The 16,306-nt window shown below is 51.1% G+C and carries 13 protein-coding genes; all 13 read left to right on the top strand.

The window, feature by feature from the left end; genetic code table 11:
- Positions 1-9: 9 nt before the first annotated feature.
- The 13 genes from H8B09_RS27085 to H8B09_RS27035 all read left to right on the top strand — a co-directional run bounded on the left by H8B09_RS27085 (position 10) and on the right by H8B09_RS27035 (position 16,304).
- Entirely contained in the window at positions 10-1,836 is a 1,827-nt protein-coding gene (locus H8B09_RS27085; RefSeq protein WP_191206729.1) for a hypothetical protein, read from the top strand.
- 37 nt (positions 1,837-1,873) lie between these two features.
- Entirely contained in the window at positions 1,874-4,138 is a 2,265-nt protein-coding gene (locus tag H8B09_RS27080; protein WP_191206728.1) for a hypothetical protein, read from the top strand.
- Between the two features lie 6 nt (positions 4,139-4,144).
- The gene (locus H8B09_RS27075; RefSeq protein WP_191206727.1) at positions 4,145-4,993 is read left to right on the top strand and encodes a hypothetical protein; all 849 of its coding nucleotides are present in this window, start codon (positions 4,145-4,147) and stop codon (positions 4,991-4,993) included.
- Positions 4,994-5,017: 24 nt separating this feature from the next.
- Positions 5,018-6,667, top strand: coding sequence for an eCIS core domain-containing protein (locus tag H8B09_RS27070; RefSeq protein ID WP_191206726.1), 1,650 nt, complete (start codon positions 5,018-5,020; stop codon positions 6,665-6,667).
- Between the two features lie 37 nt (positions 6,668-6,704).
- Positions 6,705-7,586, top strand: coding sequence for a peptidoglycan-binding protein (locus H8B09_RS27065; RefSeq protein ID WP_191206725.1), 882 nt, complete (start codon positions 6,705-6,707; stop codon positions 7,584-7,586).
- A 168-nt stretch (positions 7,587-7,754) separates the two neighbouring features.
- Entirely contained in the window at positions 7,755-12,011 is a 4,257-nt protein-coding gene (locus tag H8B09_RS30805; protein WP_224754067.1) for a deaminase domain-containing protein, read from the top strand.
- A 25-nt stretch (positions 12,012-12,036) separates the two neighbouring features.
- Positions 12,037-12,411: an Imm3 family immunity protein gene (locus H8B09_RS27055; protein WP_191206724.1), complete on the top strand. Its 375-nt coding sequence runs from the start codon at positions 12,037-12,039 to the stop codon at positions 12,409-12,411.
- A 198-nt stretch (positions 12,412-12,609) separates the two neighbouring features.
- Positions 12,610-13,458 carry a hypothetical protein gene (locus H8B09_RS27050; RefSeq protein ID WP_191206723.1) on the top strand — a complete coding sequence of 283 codons (849 nt, stop codon included), beginning with the start codon at positions 12,610-12,612 and terminating at the stop codon, positions 13,456-13,458.
- Positions 13,385-13,678 (top strand): IQM protein middle domain-containing protein, encoded by a 294-nt coding sequence (locus tag H8B09_RS31465; protein ID WP_502572622.1) that lies wholly within the window; start codon positions 13,385-13,387, stop codon positions 13,676-13,678. The genes H8B09_RS27050 and H8B09_RS31465 overlap by 74 nt, the downstream gene beginning before the upstream one ends.
- A 9-nt stretch (positions 13,679-13,687) precedes the next feature.
- The gene (locus H8B09_RS27045; protein ID WP_191206722.1) at positions 13,688-14,092 is read left to right on the top strand and encodes a hypothetical protein; all 405 of its coding nucleotides are present in this window, start codon (positions 13,688-13,690) and stop codon (positions 14,090-14,092) included.
- Positions 14,093-14,387: 295 nt separating this feature from the next.
- On the top strand, positions 14,388-14,510 hold the full coding sequence (locus H8B09_RS30940) for a hypothetical protein (protein ID WP_263576163.1): 123 nt from the start codon (positions 14,388-14,390) through the stop codon (positions 14,508-14,510).
- Between the two features lie 244 nt (positions 14,511-14,754).
- Complete coding sequence (locus tag H8B09_RS27040; RefSeq protein WP_191206721.1) at positions 14,755-15,102, top strand: hypothetical protein; 348 nt, start codon at positions 14,755-14,757, stop codon at positions 15,100-15,102.
- A gap of 716 nt (positions 15,103-15,818) precedes the next feature.
- Positions 15,819-16,304, top strand: coding sequence for a hypothetical protein (locus H8B09_RS27035; RefSeq protein ID WP_191206720.1), 486 nt, complete (start codon positions 15,819-15,821; stop codon positions 16,302-16,304).
- Positions 16,305-16,306: the final 2 nt, after the last annotated feature.

Below are 16,306 nucleotides of genomic sequence, written 5' to 3'. Positions count from 1 at the left end.
GGCTCGCGCGTGGCCGACCTATCGCTGCGCTCATTCGAGCGCAACCGCTATTACAATGGCAAGTTAATGACGGTCCGGGACTTCCAGACCGAGCAAACGTATTTTAACGAGAAAAGGCATCTGCTGAACCGGCTGCTCTACGGGGCGGGCGTCGTGTGCGGGCTGCATGTCGAGCCGCTCGCCAGCGCGGAGAACCGAGGCATTCGCATTCGTCCGGGCGCGGCGCTCGACGGTTGCGGCCAAGAGATTGTCGTCGCCCGCGAATCAGTCCAATCGGATATCCGCGAAATTCCCGGCTATCCGGCGGACAGTCAAGCGCAAAAGACGCTGTACCTAATGCTTCATTATGACGAATGCGCGAGGCAACCCGTCCAGACGGACGCCGCCGCCGCGTCGGCGGGCGGCTGCGAGAACAACCGGCTGCTTGAGACGTTCCGGTTGTCCTGGGCGGCAACGCCGCCGACTTCTGCGGACGACTGGTCCGGGATCACGCATAAGGCGACGGTCCTCTATGCGAATGACAAGGTTCGGATCGAACGGGTGCTGCCGCGCTGGACCCGTGCTTCCGACACGTTCGAGGCCGTCATTCGGCTGACGGCGCTGGTGATGCTCTCGCCGAGCGACGCGTTCGATATCGAGTTGAAGGAGACGCTGTCGTCCGGTCTTATCCGGCTGCAGAGCGATTCGCTTACGTTCGTGTTCGCGGGGCTAGACGCTGGCGCGGCTATCGAGCGCCGCTACACGGTCCGATCGGAAGCGGGAGCCGAGATCGGGCGGTTCGGCGGCAATATCGCTTATCAGATGAACAGCTTCAAGGAAAACAAAGCGACGCCCGAGAGCATCGTCTCGATTCTTGATGAGCAGTCGCTGACTGAACGCTTGGTCGAGGCTTATTTCGAAGAACAGATCGGGCAGGAAGGCGGCTGCTCGGGCGCGGAAGGCATCTTGATCGCTTCGGTGACGCTGAACAATCAAGGTTTCATATCCGCGGTCGACGACCGCCATCGCCCCTATATATACAGCCACCGGCTGATTGCCCGGCTGCTGGAAGGGACCGGCAGCGAGCGGTTGCCGAAGCACGGCGGATCCCATGAAGCCGGCGGCATCGACCAGCTGGACGTGACGGGGCTGCGGGGCGTTCTGGCCGATCGACAGAAGATCGGCGTCGCGCAAGGCGGCGAGCACGCGGAGGATACGGATACCCGCAGCATCCATTTTGTCGGCGACGGCGTGACGGTGAGCGAGGATGGCGGGGTCGCATACGTCAATATTCCGGGAGGCAATGGCGGGCCGCATGCGGGTAACCATCAAGCGGGCGGTTCCGATCCGATCAACGTCGCGAACTTGCAGGGCGTGCTGGCAGAGCCGCAGAAGATGCGCATCAATTACGGCGATTATTGGATGACTGCCGGCAGCTTCAGTCTTAACGGCCAAGAGGTTAGCATGCATGAAGACAATGGGCACGTCTCATTCTTCGTGGGCAACCCATATCAATGCATTTCCGGCTATGCCTCGTTCGACAACGTGCCGGCCGGAGGGCATTTCGTCTCCGATAAAATTTATCTCTATACGAACACCAAGGACCTGTGCTTTACGATTGGGCTGCTGGATGACAATGGAACGGTCCGCATGTATTACGGCGATAGCTTCGGCACGAACGTGCCTGCTATCAATTACAATTATTATCCTTCCGAAGGGTACATGGTGATTACGTTGTTCGATCGCCGAACGGGAACGACGACGCTTCCGCGGGTGAATTATAAAGTTCGCTGGTGGGCGGTTCCGCTCACGTCCGATCGAGGACGCGTCGGCAGCACGCAGATTATTATTGGGTGAGCGGATCATCCCTCGCCAATTGTAGGAGGTTGAAACCATGCCGGAGAACGGCCTTCAAGTATACGAACGGAATCATTATTTCTATGGGAAGCTGCTGACGGTTCGCGATTTCGAGACGGAGCAGTCTTACTTCAACGAGAAGCGGCATATGCTCAATCGTCTGCTGCACGGCACCGGCATCATCTGCGGCCTGCAGGCGGAGCGAAGCGGCTTACGCGGCATCTCGGTTGCCCCCGGCGTTGCGATCGACGGCGACGGGCAGGAAATCGTGGCGGCGAAGGAGCAGCTGCGAACCGACATTCGCGAGATGGACGGTTATCCCGAGGGCGGCGGAGCGAAGACGCTTTATTTGATGCTTCATTATGACGAACGGACGATCGAGACGGTGCCGGCGCTAGGCGGGGCCACCTCCTGCGACGGAGGCTGCGAGGCGAATCGGGTGCAAGAAGGGCTGCGCCTGTCCTGGACGACGGAGGCGCCAGAGCCGGAACTTGCGCTGCCGAAGGTATTGTACGAGACGACGGTCTTGTATGAGGAAGGCAAAGTGCGCGTGGAGCGGATCGTTCCGCGCTGGGTAAGCCCCGGCGATGCGTTCGAGGTGACGATCCGTGCGACGGCGCTGCAGAACATGGGTGAGGACTACGTCGAGTTCATCGTCACGGAGCATCTGGGCGATCATTTGACGCTGCTGCAGTCAGAGCTGATGTCGCTCGTGCTCGGCGGCGCGTCCAAAGGGACGGTGCAAGAACGAAAATACTACGTGAAGGCATCGGCCGACGGGACGGATGGAGCCGGAACCGGGATATCGGGCACGCTGGGCGTGCTGGACGGCGGCTCCCACCAGCAGGTGGAGACGCCGGTAAGCGCGATCGTATTCGGCGCGTATGGCGCGTTGAACGAGCGGGTGCAGGAATATTTTGCTGAGACGACGGATTCGACATGGGGTACAAGCGGAGGCGGCGTGCCGCTTGCTGCCGTTACGATCGATGCGAACGACGAGATTGAATCGGTGATTGGCAACGTGCGGCGGTACGTATATAACAATCCCCTTTTGCAGCGGCTGCTGCGCGAGGAAGAGAAGACTGGAAGCAAGCTGCTCCCCCATGCGCTGTCGCATTCGGCTAGCGGCCACGATCCGTTGAACGTGACGGATCTGCAGGGACTGTTAGCCGATCCGCAATGGGTCGTCGTCTATTCCCAGGGCGACGAGTATGTGCAGGCCAGACGCTTCAGCTTCAGCGGCCCGGGCGTGACCGTGCAGAAGAGCCCGTATATGGACGATCACGTGCTGGTCGACGTTCAGACGGCGCCGCATGCGGCGCTGCATGGCTCCGAAGGCGTTGATCCGATCGATGTTACGAATCTGCCGGGCGTACTGGCTGAGCCGCAGAAGGTAGCGGTCAGTTCGGGCGGCGGCGTTGCTGCGCAAGGCGGCGTGAAGGAGCTTGCGTTCGGCGGCAGCGGCGTTGTCGTGAAGACGGTCGATGGGAAAGCGCAGATTACGGTCACCGACACGCAGAAGGTAGCGGTAAGCTTAGCGGGCGCGGCGCTTGGCAGTGTCGAGGAACTGGCGTTCGGCGGCAATGGTGTCGCTGTCCAGACGGCTAACGGCAAAGCGCAAATTACGGTGACCGACACACGCGGCGTCCAAGTGTTCAACGGAACCGATTACGCCAATGCCAATAAGCTTCGATTTATTGGGCAAGGCATTAAGGTTCTACGCGAGGGCGAACAGACGGATGTGATGATTCCGAGCAGCTCGGGGACCGGAAGCGAAGTGGTGACGGGGACGATTCTATTCACCGAGGTTAGAGGCGGAGAGAAGCGGAACTCGCATTGGATCACGGATGTGGGCGGCAATCCGATGATCAGCTTCGGCGTCGACATTGTCGCAGGAGATATTGCATCGGTAGGCGTAGCCGGGGAGTTCGCGCTTGGTTTGACGGATGCGCCAGAGGTCGCGGCTATTTACAAACCGTATGGCTCTGGCTTCTCCATTCTATTGAAAGACCGCAGGGAGAAAAATGCGTTACCCGTCGATTGGCGAATCCGCTGGTGGGCGGCGCCAAACAGCAAAGACTACGGCGAGCAGAAAGCCGATCCCGGCTTCGCTTGGTTCAAAGAGCTCATTATCGCGCGTCTTATCGTTGCGCCGGGCCAGTACCTTTTATCGCTGGCGAGCGTGTTCGGAGAGGATTATAGTTGGGTCGGCGAGGTGCTGAGAGAGTTGGAGGAAGAGAAGCGCATTATTATGAAAGAAGATGGCACCTATTACATCAATCCGAATTTGATGGAGCGCTAGACTGCCATGGCGGGTCCGGCAGCAGGAAGTATATACGCAGGATGGGCGGCGCCGAAAGCGTCGTCCAAAGCAGCTGCGTCGAAGACGGGCAAGGGAGGGAAGCCGCCGGTCGCGGCGGCCGGAATATTCGATGCGTTCCTGCAGCTGCAGGCGGTGGTCGGCGCCAAAGCGGCTGCGCGCGGAGTTCGTTATCGGCTTGGCGAAGCGAAGGAGCCACCGATGGCGTTCGACGAGGATTTCATTCCTAATCCGAAGGAAAAACCGACGGCGGGTGATCGCCTCTCGTGGGCGAAGTGGGGGGCGATGCGTACCGGGGCGGACGCGTTCACCGATCTGGGTCTGCGCAAGCTGGGTGATGCAACCGAGGCGTACCAGCATTATCGCGATGGAACCGGCACCGATCTTGTCATCGATTACGAGAAGGCGTATACGGAAGACAGCGTCGTCCGAGATGCAGTCGATAACGAAATCAAAGCAGCGCAGCTCGATGCGGAGACGATCTCTTCCGCGGCGGGCGCCGGGGAGTTCGAGATGACGGGCGACAGCGTCGGGGTAGGCAGCGGGGCAACCGAGAATTGGCAGAAAACGATCGGCCGGCATATCATCTGGGGCAGCGCCTATGTCAAGGTGTCCGGCAATCAATTCGCGATGACGATCACGATTCACGAGATCGACCGGTATAACTTTAACCGGGGCGAGAAGGACATTAAGAGCGGCACACCGGACGACGTGAACGGCCGATTCGCCGTGTTAGGCTGGGCGAAGTCATTCCTGACGCGCGGCACGGTCAAGCGCCATGTAGCATGGAAGCGCGGCGACCTCGGCAGCAGCACTGTTCATCAGGTGGTTGATTAATGGATAGAAGGGCGTGAGCCGTTCATGAGAACCTATAGGGAATCGGCGCGGGCGGCGGCCGCGGGAGGCCTGCGGGAATCGTACGCGCAGCGCGGCGGAAAGCAGCAAGCGGCGCATCGCGGGTCGACGCTCGTAGCGCTGCAGCGTGCGCTAGGCAATCAAGCGGTCACGCAGTTGGTGCAGATGAAGCTTCGCATGGGCCAGCCAGGCGATGCGTACGAGCGGGAAGCGGACAATGTCGCGGACCGAGTGATGCGGATGCCCGCTGCATCGGTACAACGCAAGTGCGCGGAATGCGAAGCGGAAGAAGAAGGAAGGGTTATGCGATCGGCTCCGGGCGCTGCAGCGCCGGTTAACATGAGTCCCGAGACCGAGTCAGGCATCCAGTCCCTTCGCGGCGGCGGGACGCCGATGCCAAGCTCGCTGCGCAGCTACTTCGAACCGCGGTTCGGCCAAGATTTCGGCCGCGTGCGGCTGCATACGGACGGCCGCGCGGGCGGGTTGGCGCAGTCGATCGGCGCGCGGGCGTTCACGATCGGCGGCGACATCGCCTTCGCGCCGGGCCAGTATGCGCCCGAGTCGTCCGAGGGCAAGCGGCTGATTGCACACGAGCTGACACATGTTGTGCAGCAGGGCCAGGGAGGTTCCGCTGTTCAGCGGCAGACTGTCCATTCGGCGGCGATAGGACCGATGGTCCAGCGTGACGAGGACGGCGGGGCGAAGAATGGCTTGAAGGCAGACGAGATTGACGATCCTAACGTGCTCGTGTGCCTTATATTGTGTTACCTCGGCATTCCGACCGCAAGCTGGAAACAGATGGTCAGCATTGTCATACGGGCGATTTGGGAGGAATGCCAGGCGGCCTACAAACCGGAAGAGGCGGAGCAAAAATACAAAGGGTACAAGGCGGAGTTAAGAACGTTCAGCGCGATCAAAATGATCAAACTGGTGCTGGGATTCGCGGTTGAGGGGAAAATTGCGATGATTCCCATCATCAAGACAGCGGCAGGCAAGAAGCTGCAGGAACGACTGGTTGAATTATTGCTCGCGAGGGGCGCGACAATGGCATCGCTCGGGGTGGCGTCGCAAATTGCACGCAAGGTGGTGCTGGCAGTCGAGCTGGCATTCGTGGCAGGTTGCACCGCTTATTGCGGAGGCACTGCGCTCGGCAAGAAAATAGCCGAGACGGTCGATTCCATGGTGGCTGGATTTGCAGAAGGGATGGAGACGGCCAGCGAAATCGCCGGCTCGTTCGGCAATGCGATCGCAACGGGGCTTATTACCCGCCCGATCTATACGGCGAAGGCAACAGTCGATCCTGGCAATTGGAAGCTTAGCAGCGCAATGGCGGGCCGAACGCGCGCGGATATTGGCGTACTGGGGGCGTTCCTATGGTCGCAGATGGAGGTCGAGCAGGCGGAGCCGTTCCTTCGCAACGTCAACCGGTCCTTGTCGAGCTATTCGATCCCGCCGGAGATCATCCGTGACATAGCGGGCGGCATGTCTAAGGCCGTCAAGGACAGCACCGGCTGGGACGTCGTCTTCACGCCGTCGCTCATCAGCGAGCTGTCGCCGCTTACGTTCGTTCAGATGCTCAAGGATTATAAGCTGATGGACTATAAGAAAGACCCTGCGGCGATAGCCGAAGCTGCCATTGCGGCGCAAGGCAAGTAAATCGCAGGAACTTCAAATAACGAAGGAGGGGTGCTTCGTGCCGGATGCTTCTATTCCGCCGATTCCGGATTGCGTTCTGGGGCTTGATCCCGGGACATTCGTGCAGGCCGTGCAGCAGCTGCAGAGCCGGTTGAACGAGCTTGGCTACTGCGGTTCGACGAACAAGCCGCTTATTGCGGACGGCAAATTTGGACCCAATACGCTGTTCGCCGTTAATGCGTTCAAGACGATAAATAAGCTTGGCAACACCGGGAGCTCCGCCGGCAAAATCGGTCCGCAGTCGTGGAAGGTGCTCTTCTGCTCGGACGTATTGGATGCAAGCGGCCATAAACCTGCCGACAATCCATATCCCGCTAAGCCGCCCGTCTATTACAGCCAAGAGGATCCGCAATGGAAGGGCATTATGTATTCCAATCATCGCGATCCGAAGCAGAACATCGGCACTTCCGGCTGCGGACCTACCTGCATGGCGATGGTCATAACGAACCTGAAGGGGACGGTCGTGCTTCCGCCGGAAACGGCACAGTTCAGTCTCGATCACGGCTTCCGCAGCTATGATGACGGAACGGAATGGGGCTATTACGGCAGCATCTCCGCTCGTTATGGTCTGAAGTGCGTGCAGACCGCGGTCTGGGACGATGTGAAGCAGGCGCTGAATGAGCCGAGACGAATGGCGATCGCTTCGATGCGGCCGGGGCATTTTACACAGGGCGGGCACTATATTGTGCTGCATGATTTCCTGAACCGACCTAACGATGGCTGGGTCGATGTGTTGGATCCGAATCAAGACAACCAATCGTATTTCCGCAGAGGCCATGACGGTCTAGTCGATGAGGGAAAACAGGACGATGGGCGCGTGACGGCGAAGGAGTCGGTATTCCGCCAAGAGGCGGGACAGTTCTGGATTTTTAATTTATAGGATGAGAGAAGCCGCATAAGCATACGCTTGTGCGGTTTTTTTTGTATTTTATATATAAGTATCGATACATTATGCATCTTTATGCAATTTTTAGTAGACGAAAAGCGGAAATATCCTTATATTGTAATTCTATTAAAAATTACATACATATAGGGGGAGAATTACAAATTGACGAACTACTTCGCTAATTATGCGAATGCATTGAAGAGCGGGATGGTGCCATCGCAGCCGCTATTTACGGCGCCTGCATCATCTTCGACTACATCAACGTCAAAGCCAACGGCTTCGCCAGCACCTGCGACCTCTTCAGCTGCATCGAAACCAAGCACATCATCCACGTCTACGACCTCTACGAATGCGACAAAACCCAGTACAACATCGAGCTCAACATCAACTCAGAATACAGCGACTGCAACGACCTCGTCTTCGTCTACGACAGTTAGCCAGACGGTATATAACGCGAATCAGGCAATTGTTCAGGCCAAGGAAGAATATGCGGCAGCAGCGGCATCCGGCAATCGGGATGCAATGAAAGCGGCACAGGATAAAGCGGAGCAAGCGCGTCAAGCAGGCGGGACAATCTCAGCAGATCAGACATTGGATCAGGCAAAATCTGCGTTGAACCAAATGAAAGTGAATCAGCCGACTTCCGCCTCGTCGACGTCGACCGTTTACAATGCGCAGGGTCAGCAAACAGCACTGACAGGAAGCGGTTCGGGCGGCACGGTCATCAGCCCTCCTACTACTGCGGCAGGAGTAGTTGGCAACATCGTTAAGCAGGAGGTGTTGAACAGCGCTCTTGAGAAGGCGAAGCAGGATTGGTGGGATGCTCGTTTCGCCAACGATCAGGCCAAGATGGACGAGGCAGCGAAGCGGGGCACGTCACTAAGAAGCCAGGGCGCGCAAGAGACGGAAGCCGCTAAGAAGCTGGATCAAGAGAATCAAGCGAAATGGGATAACCTGCAAAAGGGCAGTGCGGCTCCCGGGAAGACTGGAACAGCGGGAACAACGAATGGCGCGAAACTCTCAACCGCCGAACAGGCCAAGCTCGATCAGCAGCTTCTAGATGCCAAAAGGAATTGGTGGGAAGCGCGCTTGAAGGATAATCAAGCGTTGATGGATAAGTACAGCAAAGAAGGAGCAGACCTCCGGGCGAAGGGGGCGCTCGAGACCAAGGACTCCAAGCAATTGGATGAGGATTACGGCAAAAAACTAGCAGGAAAGCTGGATAACGAGAGCAAATTGTTGGAATCCAAGAAGGCTTGGTGGCAGGCTTACGCCAATATGGATACCAATGCCATGAACGCGGCGAACAAGACAGCAGAGGCATTGCGAGCGAAGCCTTATGTCAACGATCATACGGATGCGATGGTATTGCTAGATCAGCAGAATGCCTTATTCATCGCCAATAAGAAAGCTTATTATGAATCCAGAATCGCGATGGATGCTTCGGCAATGAATAAAGCATTGTCCGGCATGCAGAGTGCAGTTGCGAAGGGCGCTTCATTGAGCGGAAACTCTTATAAGATGGATGCCGTGAATAACAGCATTATAGATGGTGTCGTCGAATGGGCAAGCCTTACGTTGAAGAGAAGCCCTGAGCATGCAGCAGATGCTTTGAAGGCTGCGAAAGCGTTGTACAGCCAGTCAAACTTCCAAGGTGCTTTGGCGAATATCGATTCAAGCAAGCTCGGGCAGCTCGTGCAGCAGATCCAGGTTGCCGATGTTCGCTACTGGAACGAGGTATCCAAATCCACTTCAACCCAGCCGAGCAATAAAGCGCAGGAAGAAGCTGCGCGTAACCAGCTGTATAAACAATTAGATGCGGTCGGGTTGAAGGTCGATTATAAGAACTCTTATTTGAACACGGTGAACAACGAGATCAAAGCTGCTAAAGACTTGTATTGGAAGTACCTGGATCTGGCGAAGACGACGGCGGATGCCGCAGATCCTAATGATTATGCCGCGCTTGCTTCTCAGCAGCAGGCTATCTATACGAGCATACAGAAGAAGGCGGAAGGCGTTGCGGGTGTACTCGGCACGACGGCCGTCGATGCGCTGAACAACAATTTTTATACGGCTCGCAACCAGCTTAACGATTATTTAAAGACAGGCAAATACGATAACGCGATCAACGCGCTTAACTACTTGCAGGAGCTAAAGGACAAGGGAGCAACGCTGAATATTCGTCGCAATAGCAACGTCACGCAGGCGCAAGCGGACGACTTCCTGTATGAATTGAAGCGCCGCGAATGGGACCGCATGGGGCAGTTGGAAGCGCCGGATAAGAATCTGGAGAAGTACAAAGTTATTGCCAAGAACGTGCTTGGCGCCAACGGCAGCGCGGACAAAATCGTTAATCTGGACAAGTGGAACGAGATTAACCTGAAGGCTAAGGCGGATTATTGGCGCGGCGCCGGTGCGATGAATACGAATCTTATGCAGACGGCTTCAGCGACGTTGAATAGCGCGGACATGAAGAAATATTCAACATTGTCGTTAGGCTTCGACACGAAGCTGGATGAGATCAACGCTGACCGAATCCGGTTAGCTGTTAATGACAAAGTCTATCGGGGCAACAGTGCTGCGGAAAGCATTCTCGAAACCGAATACGATCAATTGGACCGAGACATCGAGAAGGCGAAGAAAGCCGGGATGGGAAGCTATGTGCTGACAACGTCCGACTTAAGCGCGCTTGATCGAACGATGGAGACCCTGTACGGTCAGAAGAAATCATTATGGGATATTAAGGCGAGCGGGTCACAGCCTGCTGCGCAGCTTGAAGCATCAGTAAATACACAAACAGCGAATATCTCCGCCCTCTACTCCAAGCTTAACGAACGTAAAGGCGGGGACAGGTTCACGCTTCCTGCATTCAGCATGGACACGGCCAATCAGCAGGTTCTGAATTTGCGCCAGCAGCTTCGCACTGCCGTGTATGAGGCTGATGCAGACAAAGCTTCGTCATTATATGATCGAGCGTTAGGGTTGTTGGATCAAGGCGCTACCCTTGATATAGATAAACTCGAGCTGAATTTCGCCAATACGGATTGGGGACAAATTCGGATCGATAAGATGTTCCGTGACACAATCAATCATCTGAACAGTGTAACCTCTAAAGAAGACATTACCGCCATGCAAAAAGACATGAAGAAGCTAGGTTTCTACACAGGAGAGGTTACGGGTTCCTATAATAGGGACTTCCTGACGGGGTACGGGATGTATCAGAACATTGTTCTGAACAATAGTTGGTATAATGCATTCGGCGCCCTGAATGGTTTGCAGGTAGATGGTGCAATTAATGACCGATGGTTACATGTAGCCAATTCGGACGTTGACATGGGAAGGAAAGTAGAATGGGCCAAGAGCGAGGACAAGACCGCATCCTGGGGTTTTAAATCCGCATTCACCGCAGTAGGCGTTGCGGATGGGATCGTCAGTCAATTGATGAAAGATGGCGCAGATACGCTTAATTTCATTGCGAGCATCAATGTCGCTTCGCCTAAATTCTATACCCAGACCATACCTGCCATCTTCTCGATCGGCAAAGCCATTGCAACCGGTCAGATTACATGGGATGATATCAAGGATACGTTCTCAGAGAGTGCGAGAGTACAATTTTATACTCCTTTCAAAGAGATTGCAGCTAATTATAATAAAGTGTTCTCAGGAACTGCTAGCTATGCCGAGGCTCAGGAATTTGGGCGTAATGTGGCTATTGCACTAGAAGTCGTTTCGGTTGTTATTGGCATTGGGGCAAGTGCCAAAGCAGCACAGCTGACATCCAAGCTTAGCACTGCAGCCGGATCCGTGTTCAAATTGGCAACGGGCTCAAAGGCAGTAGGCGAAGGTTTAGAATGGCTTACAAGAGTTACAAAAGAGACGGCGGAGAAGATACAGGTTTCTTTGGAGCGGAAGTTTGGTATGGGGACGGGTAAACTTACAACTAGAGTGCTTGATGAGACAACTGATGCTTTGCTTATTAATAGAGTTAAAAATATAAGAAGCAGTTTGCCTAGTGACCTAAAGCGTAGTGGGAATGTAGGATTAGCTCAGGTGGAAATACCTGGGTTGAAGAAGGAGTTTTATGCTCATAGTGGTATAGATGTATTATCGGACGCTAGGTCAGCGGCGAGCGCTGTATCAGATATCTCGTTGAAACCAACTAACCCAATATTTAAAGCTTCGACAGATACAACTATTGACGGCAGGGAGTTACTCAGAGATATAGATACGGAATATAAAATATTGAATGATGTGGCTAGTCAGCTAGGGAATAAATTTGATCAAAAAGGGAAGTTGACCTTATTCACAGAAAAACCACCATGTGCAAGCTGTAGTAATGTGATCGAAGAATTTATGGCGAGATACAAAAACATTACTATTGAAGTTGTTCACAACAACCACCAGAGAATATTGCCATAACAATAACAGTATACGGAGGGGCAAAATGAAAGATTTTTTAGTAAATGAAGTATTCGAGTTTGTCGGTGACTTTTTTGAAAAGGTACGGACAAGAGATTACAACGGTAGCTCAATTGAAGCAGCCACGAGATGTTTTTATGAGTATGAACCTATTATGAATGACGGCATTACCGAAAAGATCGTCTTCACTTTATATATTGTGGACTCGATGTTAAAGGCAGATAATAGAATCTATGTAGGTCAGTATAATTTGGTTTCCGATGCAATAGAAAAAGCATTAAGCGGAGGTACGGAGTTCGATTTAAGTGTTGAAGAGAAAGAGAAAATCATTTTATTGGCACATAAAATAAAAGGACAGTTGTCACAATTGGAGATTATATACGACCCGAAAGGACGGTAGACTTGCACTACCCTACTTTATAGAGTAAGGGTACCCAGTGCCGAATGAATCTATCATTCAACCAATAACCAATAACACATATAACCCATGTAACCCGTATAAAGATTTCGTCATTACGTTTGTACGCACATCAAATGCTTTACCCTGAATAACGGCATTCCGTTACATTGAACAGGTCGATTATGGTCAGATACCACCATGATTGACCTGTTTTTACATGTAGCCAATTCAGACGTTGACATGGGAAGGAAAGTCGAATGGGCCAAGAGCAAGGACAAGACCGCATCCTGGGGTTTTAAATCCGCATTCACCGCAGTAGGCGTTGCGGATGGGGTCGTCAGTCAATTGATGAAAGATGGCGCAGATACGCTTAATTTCATTGCGAGCATCAATGTCGCTTCGCCTAAATTCTATACCCAGACCATACCGGCCATCTTCTCGATCGGCAAAGCCATTGCAACCGGTCAGATTACATGGGATGATATTAAGGATACGTTCTCAGAGAGTGCGAGAGCACAATTTTATACTCCTTTCAAAGAGATTGCAGCTAATTATAATAAAGTGTTCTCAGGAACTGCTAGCTATGCCGAGGCTCAGGAATTTGGGCGTAATGTGGCTATTGCACTAGAAGCCGTTTCGGTTGTTATTGGCATTGGGGCAAGTGCCAAAGCAGCACAGCTGACATCCAAGCTTAGCACTGAAGCCGGATCCGTGTTCAAATTGGCAACGGGCTCAAAGGCAGTAGGCGAAGGTTTAGAATGGCTTACAAGAGTTACAAAAGAGACGGCTGAGAAGATACAGGTTTCTTTGGAGCGGAAGTTTGGTAAGGGGATGGGTAACCTTAGACCTGTGCAACAAATCAAAAATAGATTCCCTAATGACATTCAAACTGGAAAAGAGTTTTCTTTCAGTATCGAAAATGGATACTTGAAAAACACTAATGGTCTTACCGAAGTAGATTTTTGTTGTAGACATGAATGGAAACCTTCATATTGGAAGAGGGCATTCTTTTTTGGCGAATGGAGAGTCAGTTCAAGCAGCAGGTAAGTTAACGCTTAATGGTCAAGGTCAGGTTAGAAGCATATCTAACTTATCCGGTCACTACACTCCTACAGTGGAGCAAGCGAAATTATTCCCACAAGTTCTTGAGCAAGCAGGAGTGAGAACTAAAAATGCGTGGCTAGATATTTACACCATAGAAACAACTCCTTCGGGCTATGTTAACACAAGTGAATTAGTTAAGGTTTCCAGTACTCAAATAAAGTAGGTGATTACATTGGAAGAAGTAAAACAGATGAATAAAGACGTTTTCAGAGAAAACTTATTAAAAACTATTGAGGAAATTTCAAACAAGAAAGGAATGGCTTTTACCGATTTTAAATTTGTTATAGAGCCAGTGAAAGAAATAGACAAGCCGTTAAACGGTGCAGATGAAATGATGCGGCTAAACATTTTAAGTGAGGACAACATAGGGAATAAGAAATTGTCTTTGGATAATGCTGTAAATATACTTTGTGGACTGCAACCATTAGTGCCAATTTGGATAGATGTTCATTTCGCAGATATGAATGAATATACTGCTATTTTCAAGTTGAGGTGCAGTCTTAGATTTAGAAAGCCAACTTTATTAAGAAATGCAGAGACTGGTCATGCTCCTTTCAAGGCAATAGTTCAAGAGTAATGATAAGGCTTCTACTTTTGGCGGGAGCTACCCAGTGCCGAATGAACTCATCATTCAACCAATAACACATCTAACCCATGTAATACTTGTATGAAGATTTCGCTATTGTGTTTGTACGCAAATCAAATCTTTTATTCCGGTACATCAATCAGGTTGATTATGGTCAAATGCCACCATGATTGACCTTTTTTGTTGTGCTCTTTTATAACGAATTTTTCAAAATACGGTGCAACTGTAGAGTAAGACGCTTAGATAACCAGGATGGGAATGAAAGAACCGGCGCGGAATCAGTACGATGGATACGGCCTTAATGACGACTGCCAAAGGGACTTTGGATAGCTCGCAGATGAAGAAATTCACGACGTTATCCACCGCCTTCGATACGAAGTTGGACCAGATCAACGACGAGATTATCTGAATCTCCGTTGCATGACCTGTTCTTCGATTTAGACGACTATAAGGGGTCAATTGGTGAGTTAACCAAAAGCATTTTGAAGACTATAAAATAGATACGCTGAAAGATTGTAAATAAATAAGATAGTAAGGCTACGGCTTTAAAGCCGTAAAATTTTTGGGGAAGAAATATATGAAGCTCAACGATATATATTTAAACTAAGAAATGGTGAATGGCCACCGCCGAATTGGAAAGGATTTGAGGAATAATGGGAGAAACAAGAGTTACGAAACTAACCGCAAGTCAAGCCATTAAAATCGCGCGAGATTACCAAGAAAAATATAATCTATACGGATTGATCCATGATAATGTTGAGGTTTCCGTGAAATTTTATAATGAATTTTACAGAATAAAGGGTAGTGCGTGGTTAGTCGTTGCCGATATTACGCCGAAACAGTATGAAGGGGATAATGAGATCACTTTTGTGGTATCAGATGAGGAAGGAATTGTTGACCATGTATTAGATCATAATGGAATTCCTCAACGGTATCATGTTTCGAGCAATAGAGATTATAGCGATCAAGAATTTGAAGCTATCTTTGAGGATGATGAATGAAGGTTTATAGAAATCAGTTGAGGTACAATAATTAAGAAATAACAGATTGATTATGGTCAGAGAAACCATGATTGACCTGTTTTTACATGTAGCCAATTCAGACGTTGACATGGGAAGGAAAGTAGAATGGGCCAAGAGCGAGGACAAGACCGCATCCTGGGGTTTTAAATCCGCATTCACCGCAGTAGGCGTTGCGGATGGGGCCGTCAGTTAATTGATGAAAGATGGCGCCGATACGCTTAATTTCATTGCGAGCATCAATGTCGCTTCGCCTAAATTCTATACCCAGACCATACCGGCCATGTTCACTATCGGCAAAGCCATGCAACCGGTCATATTACATGGGATGATGTCAAGGATACGTTCTTAGAGAGTGCGAGAGCACAATTTTATACTCCTATCAATGAAATTGCAGCTAATTACGATAAAGTGTTTTCAGGAACTGCTAGCTATGCCGAGGCTCAAGAATTTGGGCGAAATGTGGCTATTGCGCTAGAAGCCGTTTCGGTCGTTAGATGGAGGAATGCCTTTGAGGGATCGTTCCACATGGAATCCAGTTACAGAGGTATACGATACTAATCCATCTAAAAACGCACATGATAAAGCTAACCTGACCGCTCCAAATCCGACTGATCCATTCCCAGGATATGATTCAGGATCTGATTTTATTAAACACATGAATGATGAAATTGACTATTAAAGTTTGAGGTGAAGAAATGTACTTGGAAAAGGCTTTGCAAAGAATAAATGGTATTAATTGGGATGTGGTCGGGTCAAATCTGTCACAGTCAGAAACTCATCTAGGCTATGAGTTTCTGAGAAGATTAGCTCATTTCTTTAAAGAACAATCACAAAAGCCAGTACCGCCTTTATATGCAAATATAGCTAAGTTATTAGGTGATGAAGAAGAAGTGGTTATTTCGGATTATTGCAATGAGAAAGCAATTGAATTTCTAGATGAAAATAAATATGTTGGAAAAGTATTTGGATACTATTTACAACTTGCGAAATATACTGATAAAAACCCTGATGCACAAATATACTTAGATGTATATGATCCACTAATTAGAATCATTGAAAGAGGTGGTCTTTTTATTCTTAAACATCTAGAACTGGACATAGTCAATGTTGCCAATTTCCCTCTAAACGGATGGTATGAAAGGTTTGTAGTAAAGGAAGCTATCGATATTGAAAATCTGTAAGA

It is taken from the genome of Paenibacillus terricola, from assembly GCF_014779765.1.
GTDB classification, from domain to species: domain Bacteria; phylum Bacillota; class Bacilli; order Paenibacillales; family Paenibacillaceae; genus Paenibacillus_T; species Paenibacillus_T terricola.
Note: the sequence above shows the minus strand (reverse complement) of the source record. Positions and strands in the feature narration are given on the sequence as shown.

What these genes read in the sequence shown, in the direction of transcription:
- H8B09_RS27080 (WP_191206728.1), top strand. Translation starts at nt 1,874, where the DNA reads ATGCCGGAGAACGGCCTTCAAGTATACGAACGGAATCATTATTTCTAT.
- H8B09_RS27075 (WP_191206727.1), top strand. Translation starts at nt 4,145, where the DNA reads ATGGCGGGTCCGGCAGCAGGAAGTATATACGCAGGATGGGCGGCGCCG.
- H8B09_RS27070 (WP_191206726.1), top strand. Translation starts at nt 5,018, where the DNA reads ATGAGAACCTATAGGGAATCGGCGCGGGCGGCGGCCGCGGGAGGCCTG.
- H8B09_RS27055 (WP_191206724.1), top strand. Translation starts at nt 12,037, where the DNA reads ATGAAAGATTTTTTAGTAAATGAAGTATTCGAGTTTGTCGGTGACTTT.
- H8B09_RS27050 (WP_191206723.1), top strand. Translation starts at nt 12,610, where the DNA reads ATGATTGACCTGTTTTTACATGTAGCCAATTCAGACGTTGACATGGGA.
- H8B09_RS31465 (WP_502572622.1), top strand. Translation starts at nt 13,385, where the DNA reads ATGAATGGAAACCTTCATATTGGAAGAGGGCATTCTTTTTTGGCGAAT.
- H8B09_RS30940 (WP_263576163.1), top strand. Translation starts at nt 14,388, where the DNA reads ATGGATACGGCCTTAATGACGACTGCCAAAGGGACTTTGGATAGCTCG.
- H8B09_RS27040 (WP_191206721.1), top strand. Translation starts at nt 14,755, where the DNA reads ATGGGAGAAACAAGAGTTACGAAACTAACCGCAAGTCAAGCCATTAAA.
- H8B09_RS27035 (WP_191206720.1), top strand. Translation starts at nt 15,819, where the DNA reads ATGTACTTGGAAAAGGCTTTGCAAAGAATAAATGGTATTAATTGGGAT.